The following is a 14,096-nucleotide window of genomic DNA, read 5'->3' on the forward strand; positions in this document are numbered from 1 at the left end:
CTCACATGCAAGAGGTCCCTGGTTCGAGTCCAGGTGCGTCCACCAAAGAAAAATGATTCCGTTTGCCGGTAGTCCCCTCAATCGCGCGAGCGAAAAGCGCACCGATACAAACTGGATCAAGTCGAGACGGCGCGATCCGTCTTCGCTGATATTCCCGATGTGGCGCCTCGAGCCGTTTCTGCTCGGGCCGGAAAAATCGAACCCTCCGATCGAACTTGGCCTGTTGCGCCCGGGAGTTGCGGATTCGCTCGCGGGCGCAGGAGCGCCGTGCATTTTCCTGGGTCTCGATGGAGACGTCGCCATATTTGCGCTTGATGTCTCGGAGGCCGGCGATCCTGCGAACGCGGGACCGCTCGCGGGACTCGGCTATTTTCGTGACGCTCGCGTGGCGGCGTCTATGGTCTCTTTGAAAGATGCGGCAATCATCGCGCAAGCGAAGGCGCTGATCGATTGGCATCAGCGGCACGGCTTCTGTCCGCGATGCGGCGCGCCGACGACGATGATGGACGGGGGTTACCGGCGGCAGTGCACCAAGTGCAACGCCGAGCATTTTCCGCGCGTCGATCCCGTCGTCATCATGCTCGCGACCGAAGGCGAGGCGTGCCTGGTAGGACGCGGCAAGCAGTTTCCGCCCGGGATGTTCTCCGCGCTGGCGGGCTTTGTCGAGCCCGGCGAAACGATCGAAGAAGCGGTGCGGCGCGAACTGATGGAGGAGGCCTCTGTGAAGGTGCGCGACGTGACTTACTACGCCACGCAGCCGTGGCCGTTCCCGTCGTCGCTGATGATCGGATGTTTCGCGAAAGCTGAGAGCCGCGACGTAAAGGCGGACGAGACCGAACTCGCGGAAGTGCGGTGGCTCGAGCGCAGCGTCGCGCGCGAGCTAGTCGCGGGAAAGCAGGTGGATGGTCTGCGCGTGCCGCCACCGATTGCGATCGCGCATCATCTGATCAAGACGTGGGCTCTCGGTGAGAAGTGACAGCCCGGTCTCGGAGGACAGCACCGCCTCGCGACTCGGGTCCGCCCGGAGTAATGTGATTTTGAGTCTCGGCAATCATCGGCGTATCGGAATGACAGCCGTGAGGTTTGAAAATGTTTGAAGACGAAACCGTAGATATCGCTTGCCCAAAGTGCGGCTTCAAAAACTCGCTGCTGGTGCGGGAATTGGAACAGTCCAGCGAGACTCATATCGTCTGCCAAGGCTGCCAGGTCGGCGTGATAGTGGAGGCCTCGGAATTTCAGCATCGGCTCCACGAAATCAGCAACGAGGTCGAGGCGATGCAGATCCAGGCCCGCGAAGCGGGTCATAAGAGCCCCAAACCGCGCAAAGGCGATTTTCAGATCTGAGTTTTCGGAGCCTCGCACGCTCATGAAGCCCTTGCGCTTCAGCATCTGCCTGATCGCGGCTACCTTTGTATTCTCGCAATTCGCCACCGCGCCATTTGCAGCCGACATGGACAGCGTCATGATGAGCGGCGGAAAAATGATGATGATGAAGGCGGGGCATCCGGCGACTGCGATGGATCACGAGGTCACGATGTCGGATGGCACGACTGTGGAGGTCGACGGCACCGTCAAGTCGAAAGACGGCACGGAATTTCATCTGCAAGACGGTGAAATGATCATGATGGACGGGCATCTGATGAAAGGCGGCAGGGCTGCCCCGATGAGCCACTAGGGGGGAACCTCAAGGCTCGCGAAACAGTTGAAGATACACGATGGACGCGCATCCAGCAGAAAGTCGAAAGGCCGCGAGGGTCACCACGCGGCTTCAAATCTCGCCGCCGCGGAGTGAGTCGGCAGCATCATCGACCGCTGAAAATCGGCTCAAGGGACGACGCGCGCAGCCCGCCGCGATTCGGCTGGCGCATTGGGTCAATATTCCGCTGCTCGTGATCATGGCGGGCAGCGGCTTGCAGATTTTTGCCGCGTATCCCGCGCTTGGGCCGCGCGGCGCACAATATAAGTGGTATCCGTTTCAAAACGACGCGCCGCCGTCTTGGCTGCGCTTCGGCGGATGGCTCGCGGGCGCGCGTCATTGGCATTTCGCGATCGCCTGGTTCCTCATCCTCAACGGCGCGATCTATCTCATCTATATGGTCGCGAGCGGTGAATGGCGCCGCCGCGTATTCATTCCAACCCGCGACACCTCGAACGCGCTCGCGATGTTCGCGTACTACTTGCGCATCCGCAAAACTCCACCGCCCGAGGAGTTCTACAACGGCCTGCAACGCATGGCCTACACCTCGGCGATTCTGTTCGGAGTCGTCGTCGTTATGTCGGGCTTGGCGATTTACAAACCGGTGCAGTTGTACTGGATAACCGCGGCATTGGGCGGATACGACGTCGCGCGCGTCGTCCACTTGAGCTGCCTGGTGCTGCTCGCATCGTTCACAGCGATGCACCTGGTACTTGTCGTGCTGCATCCGAGGACGATCGTGACAATGGTGACCGGGGGACAGCGTGGCTAGGATGATCACGCGGCGAAAGCTTCTGCTCGGTCTCGCGGCGAGCACCGCGCTTGCGGGATGCGACAACCGTGCGGCGTCGATGTTCCTGGCGGGGATGGGACGATGGAACGAGCGCGTCGATCGGCTGTTGTTTTCTGAGAATCGCCTCGCGCCCGAACCGCCCGCGTCGGAGCTCACGCCCGAGGCTGCGTTCCCGAGTTACTTTATTTCCGACGATATGCCGTTCGCTCCGGACAATTGGGCACTCAAGGTTGGTGGCGTTGTCGCACGGCCGTCGATCTTCTCGCTCGAACAGCTAAAGCGGATGCCGCAGACCGGAATGCGAATTCGCCATCATTGCGTCGAGGGATGGTCGGCGGTGGCCGAATGGCGGGGCGTGCAACTGCGCGAGATCGCGCGGATGGTCGGCGCGAGCCGCGATGCGCAGTACGTCGAGTTCAAATCATTCGACAACGGCTACTATTCGACGTGGGACATCGAGAGCTCGCTTCATCCGCAGACGATTCTCGCCTATGGCATGAACGGGCGACCGCTCTACCCCGATCACGGCGCGCCGCTCCGCCTCTACTCGCCCGTCAAGCTCGGCTACAAGAACGTGAAGTATCTGACCGAGGTAAATTTTCTGCCGACGCGCGCGGGCGGCTACTGGGAAGATCAGGGCTACGATTGGTACGGCGGCGTTTAGTCAAAAGCGAGACTCGCGAACGACACCGCCGACTCGCTCTGCGGTTCCATCGCGATTCCATATTTGAGCAGGCGCGCGCTGCGGCCGCGCAGCAGCTCGAGCTGCGTGTACATCGGCGACAGCCCGCAAATTCGGCGCGCGTCGCGATCCTTCAGTATGTCAGCGAAGAAGCCTTCGGGGTCGCCGCGCTTGATAGTTTCGATTAGGCCCAGATCCTCGCGCTGCACGCGCTCGGCCACTGTATTATCTGCGGCGAACTCATCGCCGAACTTCTTGCCGACGTGCGCGAAATCCACGCCCGCCAGGATCAGCACTCGACGATTCTCCGTGTCGAGCTCGGCTTTCAGCGCCTCAATGAATGATCCGACGCGCGAATCGCGCGCGGGAGTGACGCTGTTCGCCACCATTTCATGGAAAGAACTGACGACGATCGGCACGACCTGGTAGCCGCGTGCGCCGAGCGTGTAAGCAAGGAACAGCGCCTGGAATTCGATCGAGTGCTCGCCGCGATGCAGCATCTCATCGGCAAACAGGTCGCCTTCGTAGCGCGCCGCGAGCCGATCGATAAACGCGCCGTCGGTCTCGACCGCGCCAAACGGCGTCGCGTAGTTCTTGCGCGTCGCGCTGAACAGCTCCGGGCCGGCGCCGTAGTGCGAAGTTCCTAAGATTACCACCAGTTCGGGCGGCTCGTGCGCCATCAGCTCGTGATACGCGTGTGCATAGGCGGCGGCGCCTCGTCGCGGATCGATATGAGGCGCGATCAGGCCTGCGAGCGACGCTGACTTTTTCTTCGAGACAGCGCGCCCGGGTCCTTCGGGCGGGTCGAAAAATGCCGCCAGCTCAAGCCGCAACTTCGCCGGATCCTTCTCGTAGCAGAGGCCCGCCAGCGCCGCGGGACGATCTGGACTCGCGAGAAATTCCTCGCGCACGTGGCGCTCGCGCTCGTGAAATGCGGGCGAGTCGAGAAAGTACGCGCCATCCAGCGCCGCGATCAGTTCGTCCAGCTTCTCGAGCGGAATCATCTCGCCGAAGCGCTTCGCGAACGCGGCCTGGATATCCTTCAGCGACATGCGGCCGTCGAATAAAGTCACGATGAAGTACGCGCCCATACCGAGCATGACCGGCTCGGGCGCCAGCCCGCTCGGATCGCGCAAGCAGATCAGCGTCTGACCCTGCTGCTCGACGGGGAAAGCCTCGACGGCGCGAATCTTTGGATTTTCCATCGCGAATATAAATCTTGAAGATGCTCGGCCTGGAGCGAGGGCCGCGTTTACAGATGCTATGGGCTTTGACAAAATCCGGCAAGCCGCTAGAAAATCCGAGCGCAAAAATCCGCCAATATAGAATGTCCGACCAACATCGACGCCGCGCCGCTCTGACCCGGTCTCATCTCCGAAACAAAAGCGCGCCCGCGCGGGCCCGCTACATAATTGCGCGCACCGACGCGCTCGCGCCCGGCGAGTCGCTGAAGTTCATGCTGCCTATTCGCGGCACCGACGAGGAATGTTTCCTGATCAACTTCGGTGGTGAGTTTCACGCCTACGTCAATCGATGCCGGCATGTGCCGATGGCGATGGACTGGGTGGACAACCAGTTTTTCGCGGAAGACGGGCGCTACCTGATGTGCCAGACGCACAACGCCTACTACGAGCCGGCGAGCGGCGAATGTATCGCGGGGCCGCCGAGCGCATGCGGAAAATATCTTTACCGGGTGCTGACCGAAATCGAGGACGGAGTCATCTACGCGCGGCCGCCGCAGGAAGAATTCGAAGACTGAGAGAGGACGATTACGGCTTATTCGTACTCGTCGCCGAAGTGGGCGCGCACGATTCGCGCCTTCAGGTACTCGAGCGTGCCGAGGTCCTCGACGATGTCGCCGCCGGTGTCGTAGAAGAACAGCTCGCCGTTCTTCGTGCGCCCGACCGCGATGATCCATTCGAGGTCGTCCCGGTCCTCAAGCAAATAGTTGATTGTCTGCGCGACCCCGCGGCCCGGGATAATCGTAATCTTCGGCCTCGGGAGCTTTTCCTTTTCCTGCTTGGGCATCTCTTTGATCAACCCTCTGGCGGGAGGATGCGGGAATCGACCACTCAATTACTCTAAGAATGCCCCGCGATCTAAGTCAATAGCGCGTGCACTGCGATCTCAACATGATGCGTGTTGGGGAAAAAATCGAAGCCGCGGACGCGATTGACTTTGTATCCAGCGCCTGAAAGCACGCGCAGATCGCGCGCCAGCGTCGTCACGTTGCACGATACGTAGATTACGCTCGGGGCTCGCAGCTTGATGATCGGTTCCATCAGATCGGGCGCACCGGTGCGCGGCGGATCGAGAATTGTGACCTCGGGACGATAGCGCGCGCGATGCAGAAAATCCGCCGTCGCCGACGCCTTCATCGCAACGAACTGCGCATCGCGGAATTTCAAACGCGCCGCATTGTGCGACGCCGCCGCGATCGCGCCCGCGTCGGCATCGACGCCCGTCACTCGCGCGCCGCGCCGCGATGCGGGCAGGCTGAAGTTGCCCGCGCCGCAAAACAGATCGAGCACCGGCGACAATTCGTGAATCGCCGCCATCTCCATCACGCTTGCGACCAGCTTCTGATTCTGCGCGCGATTCACCTGGCTGAAGAGATCGGCGTCAACCTCGATCGAGAGCCCGTGTTCGAGCTCGATTGCAATCGCAGCGTCGCCGACCGTCGCGCGACTCATGCCGGAGCGCAGCACGATTCCCGCAATCTCGCTGTCCGATTCGAGCACGTTGCATGCCCGCCTGAGGTCCTCCTCGGACGCCGGCTTCTTAAGCTGTGCGACCTGCACTTCGCGCGCGCCGTCGCGCACCACCTCGATCTCTTCGACGCGTCTGCCGAGCGACCGCGCCAGGTGCAGCGGCATGCGGATGCCGGCCTCGGCGACCATGCAGGAATCGATCTCGACGATCGTGTTGCTGCCGGCCTCGTAAAATCCAAGCACGCCCTTGGCGCCAACCCTGAGCCGGATTCTCGACCGATAGCCGAACTCCGCCGGCGCCGGTTCGACAAGTCCGACTGGATCAATCTCGATTCCCAGCGCATGGCCCAACTCGCGCGCGACAACCTCGCCCTTGAAGCGCACTTGCGCCCCGTAGCCGATATGCTGCCAGTCGCATCCGCCGCATCGCGGTAGATACGGACACGGCGCCAAGCGGCGGTCGGCGCTCGCGCGGATGATTTCGCGAATCTTCGCGACGGTGTAATCGCGGCGCTCCGAGACTATCTCGACGTCGAGCTTGTCGCCCGCAACCGCGCCGGGAACCATCACGGCCTTGCCGTCTTGACGACCGACGCCGAACGGCCCGAACGTCATCGCGCTGATTTCAATCTCCGGCATGCTCCCTCAAGTTTATCCCCACTACGCAATTCGCGCGACGCGACTTATAATGATGCGCGCGCGTTCGCGCCATCCTATCTACGCTCTCACCCGGTGACGCCTTGGCGATCGAGACCGAACTCCGCGAGCTAATCGACAGGAATCTTCCCGCTGAGTCCGCCGCCCTCGTATCCGCTTTCGCCGAGCGGCTCTTCGCGCGCGAGTCCGCCGAGACTCGAGAGCGGATTCCGCCCAAACGGCGGCTTGCGCTCGTGCAGTCGGCATTCGAATTCTTTTCCGTCCGCACCGAGCCCGTGATCGCGCGAGTCGAATCGGTTCCGGGTTACGACAACGACCCGCTCGCCGTCGTCGAGATCGTGACCACCGACTGCCCGTTTATCGTCGACAGCCTGCTCGAATATTTCCATCATCTTAGCGCCACCGTTCGCACGATGCTTCACCCGATCTTCAGAGTCGCTCGCGACAAGCAAGGCCGGATCGCCTCGTTCGAACGGTCCCTCTCGACTGAGCGCGGCGAATCGTTCGTTCACGCGGAACTCGAGCTGACGCCCACGCCCGAACAGGCGCGCGAAATCGAGCGCGATGTTATCTCCATTCTCACCGAGGTCCGCGCGGCGACCGGCGATTTCGAACGGATGACCGGACTGGCCCTGCAGGTTTGCGAAGAAACCGCGTCGAACCGCGAACTGATCGAAGTCCGCGATCTCCTGCGCTGGCTCATCCACGGCGGCTTTGTATTTCTCGGCTATCGCCGCTTTCTCGTGAGCGGCGGCGACGGTACCACGAAATTCGAGCTTGATCCGGGCGCGGAACTCGGCATCATGCGCGAGCACGACGAGTCGCGATTTCGCACCTCCGTCCTGCTCGGAGAACTCCCACCCGCACGCCGCAAGCTTTTCTTCGAAGGGCCGCCGTTGGTGATCGGCAAGACTCGCAGCGAATCGCACGTGCATCGCCGCCGCCCAATGGACAGCGTCTCGATTCGCCGCACCGACGCCTCGGGTCGCGTCGTCGCGTTCGACAATTTTGTCGGGCTGTTCACCTCCAAGGCCTACGCCGAGGAAGCGCAGCACATTCCGGTTCTGCGTGCGAAGTTGCGCGAAGTGCTGGAGTCCGAGGGCGCCGCGCCGGGCTCGCACGACTACAAGGAAATCGTTTCCGCGTTCAACAGCTTTCCCAAGGATGAACTCTTTCGCGCGCCCATCGCCGAATTGCGCGCGCAGTTGCGACTCATACTCGACGTCAAGAGCGAGGCTGCGGTGCGGCTCTTCGTTGCGCCCGACCTGCGCCATGGCAACGTGATCGCGCTGGTCGTGATGCCGCGCGAGGCCGGCTCCGCCGAGCTCAGCCGGCGCATCCAGGACGCTTTGGCGGCCGCGCTCCACGGCACGCTGGTCTACTTCTATCTCGCGCTCGGCGAGGGCTATACCGCGCGCCTCCATTTCTGTTTCGTTGCCGATCCGCCGAAGGTCTCAGTGATCCGCGGGCTCGAGGCAACCATCGCCGGGCTCGCCCGACGATGGGACGATCGGTTGCAGGAACGGTTAATCGAAAAATTCGGGCCCAAGCGCGGACGCTCGCTCGCTGAGCGATGGACCGGCGCGTTCAGCGCTGAGTACCAGGCCACGATCGACGTAACGCGCGCGGTTGGCGACGTCGAAGACGTCGAAGCGCTGAGCGCTGGGGGCCGTGATTTCATCGTCGAAACCGGACCGCACGCGGCCGATGGTCACGTCGACGAAGTTCACAGTGACATTAGGATCGTCGGGCTCGGCGACGCCCCGATGCTCTCCGACCTGATGCCCACTCTCCAGAACTTCGCCGTCGAGGTGCTTTCCGAGGACGCTCACGAACTTCGCCCCCGCGCCGACGGCAAGCTGACGCGCACATACCTGCAGGTTTTTTCGGTGCAGGGACCCAACTCGCAGCCGTTCGCGAAATTTCCCGGCGCCACGCTGGTTGCCGACGCCATCGCCGCCGTCCGCAATGGTCTCGCTTCCGACGATTCCCTCAACGCGCTTACTCTCACCGCGGGACTCGCCTGGCGCGAGGTCGCTCTGCTGCGCGCGTATCTCGTTGCCGCGTTCCAGATGCGGCTGGCGCCGGCACGTCTCGGCCTGCAGCGCGTTCTGTTACTGTATCCCGGCCTGGCCAAGTCGCTGTTCGAGTTGTTCACCGCGCACCTCTCGTTCGACAAACCGGCCACTTCAGAAAAGTTCGCAGAGTTGCGCGAGGCCTATCTCGCTCGTCTCGCCTCGATCGAAAATATTGTTGACGATCGCACTGCGCGAGCGCTGTTGTCGCTGGTCGAGGCGACTGTGCGCACCAATTTTTTCTGCGCGGCGCCGTCGCCAGATCCCTACATCGCGCTCAAGTTCGAAAGCGCGCGCATCACCGGGCTGCCCGACACCGCGCCGCTCTACGAAATTCACGTCAATAGTCCGCGCATGGAAGGATGCCATCTGCGGCATGGACGCCTCGCGCGCGGCGGCATCCGCTTCAGCGACCGGGCCGACGACTACCGCACCGAGATTCTCGACCTGATGAAGACCCAGACCGTGAAGAACGCGATCATCGTCCCGTTCGGCGCCAAGGGCGGCTTCATCGTCAAGCCGCGGCCGCGTCATCAGCCGGATCTTCACGACGGCGTCGAGGCGTACAAGACGCTGATGAACGCGATGCTCGATCTCACCGACAATCTTACCGACGCCGGCCCGGTGCATCCGAAGCAAGTAAGGGTGCTCGACAATGATGGCCCGTATCTGGTCGTCGCCGCCGACAAGGGCACCGCGAGTTTCTCCGACATCGCTAATGGGATCGCGATCGAGCGCGGCTTCTGGCTCGGCGACGCTTTCGCGTCCGGCGGCGAGCACGGCTACGACCACAAGAAGCTTGGAATCACGGCGCGCGGCGCGTGGGAATCTGCGCGACGGCATTTGCGCGAGATGGGCCGCGACCCCGACCGCGGCGCGCCGATCACGATGATCGGTATCGGCGACATGTCGGGCGACGTATTCGGCAACGGCTTGCTGCGCTCGCGCAACGTCAAGCTGATAGCAGCCTTCGACCATCGCCACATCTTCATCGATCCTGATCCCGACCCCGCTGCGGGCTTCGACGAACGTAAGCGGCTTTTCGATCTGCCGCGCTCGAGTTGGGCGACTACAATCCCGCGCTGATCAGTCCCGGCGGCGGGGTCTTCCGCCGCGGCCAGAAACGCATCGAACTGAGCAATCAGGCGCGCGCCGCCCTCGGATGCGACTCCGACGCGCTCGACGGCGAATCGTTGATTCAATGCATTCTGCGCGCGCCCGTCGATTTGTTTTACAACGGTGGCATCGGCACCTACGTTCGCGCGACGACTGAGACCGACGCCGAGGTCGCCGACCACGCCAACGACGCGTGCCGCATCACCGCGCCGGAACTTCGCGCGAAAATAGTCGTCGAAGGCGGCAACCTCGGCTTCACCCAAAAGGCGCGCATCGAGTATGCGCTCGCCGGCGGACGCATCAATACCGACGCAATCGACAACTCGGCCGGCGTCGACATGTCCGACCACGAAGTCAATCTCAAGATTCTGCTCGAGCCCGCCGTGGCGCACCGCGAGCTTACCTTCGACGCGCGCAACCACGCGCTCGCCGCATGCGCCGACGAAGTCGCCGAGCGCGTCATCACCGACAATCGCGACCAAGTGCCGTCGCTCAGCCTCGAACAGCTTCGCAGCCGCACGCACTTGACCGAATTTCGCGACCATCTCCAGGCCATCGAGGATCGCGGCATCCTGACCGGGATGGACCCGGCGATACCTCCGCGCGAGGCGTTGAATGATCGCCACGGGCGCTTCCCCGGCCTGACCCGCCCGGAGCTTGCGCTGGCGACGGCCTACAGCAAGATCGATCTCATCCAGCGCCTTGAAGCCACGGTGCTGGTTGACGATTCGTACCTGGTCGGACGTTTCCTGCGGCCGTACTTCCCGCCGACGCTCGCCGAGCACGCCGACGTCGGCGCGCATCGACTCCGCCATGAGCTGATTGCAACTCGCGCCGTCAACGAACTTGTCGATCTGGTCGGTTCGACTTTCGTCTTCAGCCATGTCCGCGATCGCGGGGTCGCGGCTGAGGATGTCGTCCGCGCATGGGTGATCGCGACGGACGTGCTTTCGATTCACGAACGCGCCGACGAACTCAAGCGCAACGCGGAGACGATCGCGTCCGAATCGGAGTTGGGCGCATTTCTCGCTCTGGAACGCGCATGCCGCAGCGCCACGGGATGGGCGCTCAGCGAACTCGAACCAGCCACCTCGATCGGCGCCGCGGTGACCCGCTTCAAGCCCGCATTCGAAATCCTATGCGGTGAGTTCGAGACGATGCTGGCTGGCGGCGAGCGCGACCGCTTCGAGCGCCTCTATCGCGTGCTGCGGGTCGACGTACTGGACGGCGAACTGGCGCATGGGCTCGTGCGCCTGGCCTTCGCCGATCACATTCTGAGCGTCCTGAGCTTGAGTTTCTCCCGCGAAATCGATCCGGCCAAAACTGCTCGCGCGTATTTCGGCCTGAGCGCGCAACTCAACTTCGCAATTCTCGAAGAAGCGCTTCAATCGATCGGCGGCGACGACCGCTGGGAGCGGCGCGCCGCCAACGAACTCGCCACCGAACTTCGCACCGCGCGCATCGCGCTGTGCTGCGCGGTCCTCGACGCCATCACTGAGAACCCCGATATCGATGTCGATGAATCGATCGAGCAGTTGAAGCGCGTTCGCGCCAACCGATTCGCGGAAGTCGCGCGGCTATTCGACGAACTGAAGACTCTGCAGCCGCCAAGCCTACCCGCGATTCACGTCACGATCCGCGCCCTCTCCCGCCTGGCAGTGGAGCTCGGCTGATCGCTCGCTCTTCAGAGCGCGACCTGCGGCAGTTGCGCCGTCGGCTGCATCGCGGATTGCGCGGCGGAGTCGATGTGCTCCGCCGGTTGGCGCTCCCGCAAATCCTGGTAGAGGCGCAGCCCCGCCGCGACCAGGAACGCGGTGGTCGCAAAGTTGACGCCGATCTCCGCAAGATCGACGAAAAAGATTGTCGTCCCGAGAAAACCCGTCACCACCCCGACCGGCCCGAATAGCAGGCTCACCACGACAAACGCGCCTGCCGCCCACGAGTTGAATCCCGACCAGACCGCGAGAAAAACCACGATCCGCGTCGCGACTTTGAAGAAGCGCTTGCGCATCAGGTCGCGGCTGAACAACAGCGCGTGCCAGCTATGTTTCCCGTCGAAGATCAGCGCGAACTGCGCAAAGTACAGCCACGCGTACACGATGGCGCCGAGCATGATCATCAGCACCAGCACGATGTATGCCCAAACGCCGATTGAAGCGGGCATGTAAGTCGACGCCTGCTGGAACAGGAACAGCCCCAGCGCCGGCGCGAGCAGTTGCAGAATCGTCACCCAGATGAACCCCGGCGCAAGCTGAATCGAGCGCCGGTAGACTTCGATCGCTTCGCCGATAATCGCAGGCTCACGGACTCCCGCCTGGATTCTCTTCAGCGAACACAGCGTAACCAGGGTCACCAGCAAAGTTAGCAGTCCGAAGATCAGATGTAGCGCGGTCGTGACCCACGGCGAGAACGGCTGCGGCTCTTGCAGCGGCGCGGGCTTGCTCGGCGTCGCACCTACGCTATCCACTTGCGTGTAGCTGATATTTTGCGAGCCCGGCTCAAACGTCGTCGCGAGACGGTATTGCAGATTCAACGCGTCCGGCAGTAGGCACAGCGCCGCCGCCAGCAGCAACGGCGCCAGCACGACAGCCAGCACCGACCAATTCCCGCGCAGATCGTTTACCGCGTTGGCGAGATATATGAAGCTGCTTTTGAGGCGGACGGAACTCACGGCGCGTTAGAGGTTGGCATCCTCGTACAATCGAGACAAGTCCGTGCCATTTCCCGATGACCAGCTATTGCTTCGATGATATAATGAGATTTCACGACCGCCCCTCACGGAGAATGCACTCATGGCCGACGACGATCGCGCAGCACAAATCGCGCATGAGAATAAACTCATCCGCCGCCTGCGCTTCCTGGTCGAGCTGACCTTCGCAACCATCGCGCAGGACAATGACATGACGCTCGAGCAGGGATGGGAGCACGTGCTCGCGCTCAAGGGCGCCGCGGTCGCGATGTTCCCCGGCAAGGAAGAAACCTTCGACCTCATCTATTTGCCGCGCTTCTCGCGTCTGCTCGCAGAGCGGTTCGGCGCGAATTGAAGCTGTCAGGCACCATCGCGAAGCCCGACGGCTCGCTCGTCCGCGGGCATGTCAGCTTCACTGATAGAATAACTGCGGTCGATCCGGCATCTGACGCCGGCGACGACTACATCCTGCCCGGCTTCGTCGATCTTCAGGTCAACGGCTCGCACGGCATCGACGTGATGAACGCGTCGCCCGACGCACTCGCCAAGCTGAGCCATCATCTCGCGCACGAAGGCACCACCGCGTGGATGCCGACCGCGGTAACCGCGCCAATCGAAAAGATCGCGCAGGTGCACGATTCGATTGCGAGTGCATTTGAAATTTCGCAACGCGATAGCTCCGCCGCCGGCGCCGCCATTCTAGGCATGCATCTCGAAGGTCCGTTCATCTCGCCGCACCGTCTTGGCGCGCATCCTGCGCTCAACCTCGATCCGCGTGGTGACGCCTTCGAGCGAGTGCTCGCGATGCGCGCGCTCCGCTTGATCACGCTCGCCCCCGAGTTGCCCGGTGCACTCGACGCTATTCGGCGCCTCACTGCGCGCGGCGTGGTCGTCTCTATCGGTCACACCAACGCGACTCTCGAGGAGGCCAACGCCGGCATCGCCGCCGGTGCCCGGATGTTCACGCATCTGTTCAACGCGATGCGCCCATTGAACCAGCGCGATCCCGGTGTCATCGCCGCTGCGCTCGCTGCATCACCTGCAAAGCCCGCAATGATCCCCGACGGCGTCCACGTCCATCCTGCGATGCTCCGTCTCGCCGTCACTGCACGCGGCAAAGACGGCATCATCCTTGTCACCGACAAAGTCGCGCTGGCAGAAACCTCTGGCGCTGAAAAAAATGTCGGCCGAGCCCGCGCGACGATTCGCGACGGCGCCGCGCGCCTCGATGACGACACGCTCGCGGGCAGCATCATCTCGATGCTCGACGGCGTGCGCGTCATGGTCGAAAGGGCAGAGGTCAGAATCGGCGATGCGGCCGTGATGGCTGCCGCGAATCCCGCCAGACTCGTGGGCGCCAACGATCGCGGCCGCATCCAGGCCGGTGCGCGTGCCGATTTGGCCGTGCTCAGCCGGGCGCTGGAGCTGAAGTCCGTGTTCATCGGCGGTCGCGAGATTGGTTAGCCGCCGAAACCTGAAAAATCGCGCACGGTTTTGAATTCGATGCCAAGGGTGGCGGGATGAACTATTCAGCCTGACCCCGGCGAACTTTCTGTGCTACCTCTAAGGTATGCGCCAGAATGCACAATACTCGCCTGATTCACGAAATTCGGGCGGCGCCCGCGCAACAGAAACAATTTTTGACGGAACGAAGCTACCGATGGTAGTGGAGTGCTC

At 62.5% G+C, this 14,096-nt stretch carries 12 protein-coding genes and 1 pseudogene; 9 read left to right on the plus strand and 4 right to left on the minus strand.

The genetic code is table 11. The annotated features are described in order from the left end of the window. The first annotated feature begins 52 nt into the window (after positions 1 to 52). From nudC to VJX68_RS01505, 5 genes are all read left to right on the plus strand, one after another. Positions 53 to 976, plus strand: a complete 924-nt coding sequence (gene nudC / locus VJX68_RS01485) for an NAD(+) diphosphatase (protein WP_324093867.1) — start codon at positions 53 to 55, stop codon at positions 974 to 976. A 113-nt stretch (positions 977 to 1,089) separates the two neighbouring features. Beyond that, a complete protein-coding gene (locus VJX68_RS01490) occupies positions 1,090 to 1,344 on the plus strand; it encodes a hypothetical protein (protein WP_324093868.1) in 255 nt (84 codons plus the stop codon). 22 nt (positions 1,345 to 1,366) lie between these two features. After that, positions 1,367 to 1,675 (plus strand): DUF6799 domain-containing protein, encoded by a 309-nt coding sequence (locus tag VJX68_RS01495; protein ID WP_324093869.1) that lies wholly within the window; start codon positions 1,367 to 1,369, stop codon positions 1,673 to 1,675. 40 nt (positions 1,676 to 1,715) lie between these two features. After that, entirely contained in the window at positions 1,716 to 2,468 is a 753-nt protein-coding gene (locus VJX68_RS01500; protein WP_324093870.1) for a cytochrome b/b6 domain-containing protein, read from the plus strand. Between the two features lies 1 nt (position 2,469). Then, positions 2,470 to 3,153, plus strand: a complete 684-nt coding sequence (locus VJX68_RS01505; RefSeq protein WP_324093893.1) for a molybdopterin-dependent oxidoreductase — start codon at positions 2,470 to 2,472, stop codon at positions 3,151 to 3,153. Here VJX68_RS01505 and amrB read toward each other — a convergent pair. After that, positions 3,150 to 4,376, minus strand: coding sequence for an AmmeMemoRadiSam system protein B (amrB, locus tag VJX68_RS01510; protein ID WP_324093871.1), 1,227 nt, complete (start codon positions 4,374 to 4,376; stop codon positions 3,150 to 3,152). The genes VJX68_RS01505 and amrB overlap by 4 nt on opposite strands. 122 nt (positions 4,377 to 4,498) lie before the next feature. Between amrB and VJX68_RS01515 the strand changes: the two genes are divergently transcribed. After that, positions 4,499 to 4,930 carry a Rieske (2Fe-2S) protein gene (locus VJX68_RS01515; protein ID WP_324093872.1) on the plus strand — a complete coding sequence of 144 codons (432 nt, stop codon included), beginning with the start codon at positions 4,499 to 4,501 and terminating at the stop codon, positions 4,928 to 4,930. 17 nt (positions 4,931 to 4,947) lie between these two features. Here VJX68_RS01515 and VJX68_RS01520 read toward each other — a convergent pair whose 3' ends face one another. Next, entirely contained in the window at positions 4,948 to 5,199 is a 252-nt protein-coding gene (locus VJX68_RS01520; RefSeq protein ID WP_304819693.1) for a hypothetical protein, read from the minus strand. Between the two features lie 71 nt (positions 5,200 to 5,270). Continuing rightward, positions 5,271 to 6,521, minus strand: coding sequence for a class I SAM-dependent RNA methyltransferase (locus VJX68_RS01525; protein ID WP_324093873.1), 1,251 nt, complete (start codon positions 6,519 to 6,521; stop codon positions 5,271 to 5,273). 169 nt (positions 6,522 to 6,690) lie between these two features. Between VJX68_RS01525 and VJX68_RS01530 the strand changes: the two are divergent. Further along, positions 6,691 to 11,403, plus strand: a pseudogene (locus tag VJX68_RS01530) (NAD-glutamate dehydrogenase domain-containing protein). A gap of 11 nt (positions 11,404 to 11,414) precedes the next feature. Here VJX68_RS01530 and VJX68_RS01540 read toward each other — a convergent pair. After that, positions 11,415 to 12,401, minus strand: coding sequence for a hypothetical protein (locus tag VJX68_RS01540; RefSeq protein WP_324093874.1), 987 nt, complete (start codon positions 12,399 to 12,401; stop codon positions 11,415 to 11,417). A 121-nt stretch (positions 12,402 to 12,522) separates the two neighbouring features. Here VJX68_RS01540 and VJX68_RS01545 point away from each other — a divergent pair, with 121 nt between their 5' ends. Both VJX68_RS01545 and nagA read left to right on the plus strand, forming a co-directional pair. Then, the gene (locus tag VJX68_RS01545; protein WP_324093875.1) at positions 12,523 to 12,774 is read left to right on the plus strand and encodes a hypothetical protein; all 252 of its coding nucleotides are present in this window, start codon (positions 12,523 to 12,525) and stop codon (positions 12,772 to 12,774) included. Then, positions 12,771 to 13,883 (plus strand): N-acetylglucosamine-6-phosphate deacetylase, encoded by a 1,113-nt coding sequence (nagA, locus tag VJX68_RS01550; RefSeq protein ID WP_324093876.1) that lies wholly within the window; start codon positions 12,771 to 12,773, stop codon positions 13,881 to 13,883. Before VJX68_RS01545 ends, nagA begins: the two co-directional genes overlap by 4 nt. Positions 13,884 to 14,096: the final 213 nt, after the last annotated feature.

The sequence above is a fragment of the Binatus sp. (SeqCode) genome, from assembly GCF_035272065.1.
GTDB lineage: Bacteria > Desulfobacterota > Binatia > Binatales > Binataceae > Binatus.

Excerpts from the sequence above, each read along its gene's own strand:
- nudC (WP_324093867.1), top strand. The coding sequence starts at position 53 with ATGATTCCGTTTGCCGGTAGTCCCCTCAATCGCGCGAGCGAAAAGCGC.
- VJX68_RS01490 (WP_324093868.1), top strand. The coding sequence starts at position 1,090 with ATGTTTGAAGACGAAACCGTAGATATCGCTTGCCCAAAGTGCGGCTTC.
- VJX68_RS01495 (WP_324093869.1), top strand. The coding sequence starts at position 1,367 with ATGAAGCCCTTGCGCTTCAGCATCTGCCTGATCGCGGCTACCTTTGTA.
- VJX68_RS01500 (WP_324093870.1), top strand. The coding sequence starts at position 1,716 with ATGGACGCGCATCCAGCAGAAAGTCGAAAGGCCGCGAGGGTCACCACG.
- VJX68_RS01505 (WP_324093893.1), top strand. The coding sequence starts at position 2,470 with ATGATCACGCGGCGAAAGCTTCTGCTCGGTCTCGCGGCGAGCACCGCG.
- amrB (WP_324093871.1), bottom strand. The coding sequence starts at position 4,376 with ATGGAAAATCCAAAGATTCGCGCCGTCGAGGCTTTCCCCGTCGAGCAG.
- VJX68_RS01515 (WP_324093872.1), top strand. The coding sequence starts at position 4,499 with ATGTCCGACCAACATCGACGCCGCGCCGCTCTGACCCGGTCTCATCTC.
- VJX68_RS01520 (WP_304819693.1), bottom strand. The coding sequence starts at position 5,199 with ATGCCCAAGCAGGAAAAGGAAAAGCTCCCGAGGCCGAAGATTACGATT.
- VJX68_RS01525 (WP_324093873.1), bottom strand. The coding sequence starts at position 6,521 with ATGCCGGAGATTGAAATCAGCGCGATGACGTTCGGGCCGTTCGGCGTC.
- VJX68_RS01545 (WP_324093875.1), top strand. The coding sequence starts at position 12,523 with ATGGCCGACGACGATCGCGCAGCACAAATCGCGCATGAGAATAAACTC.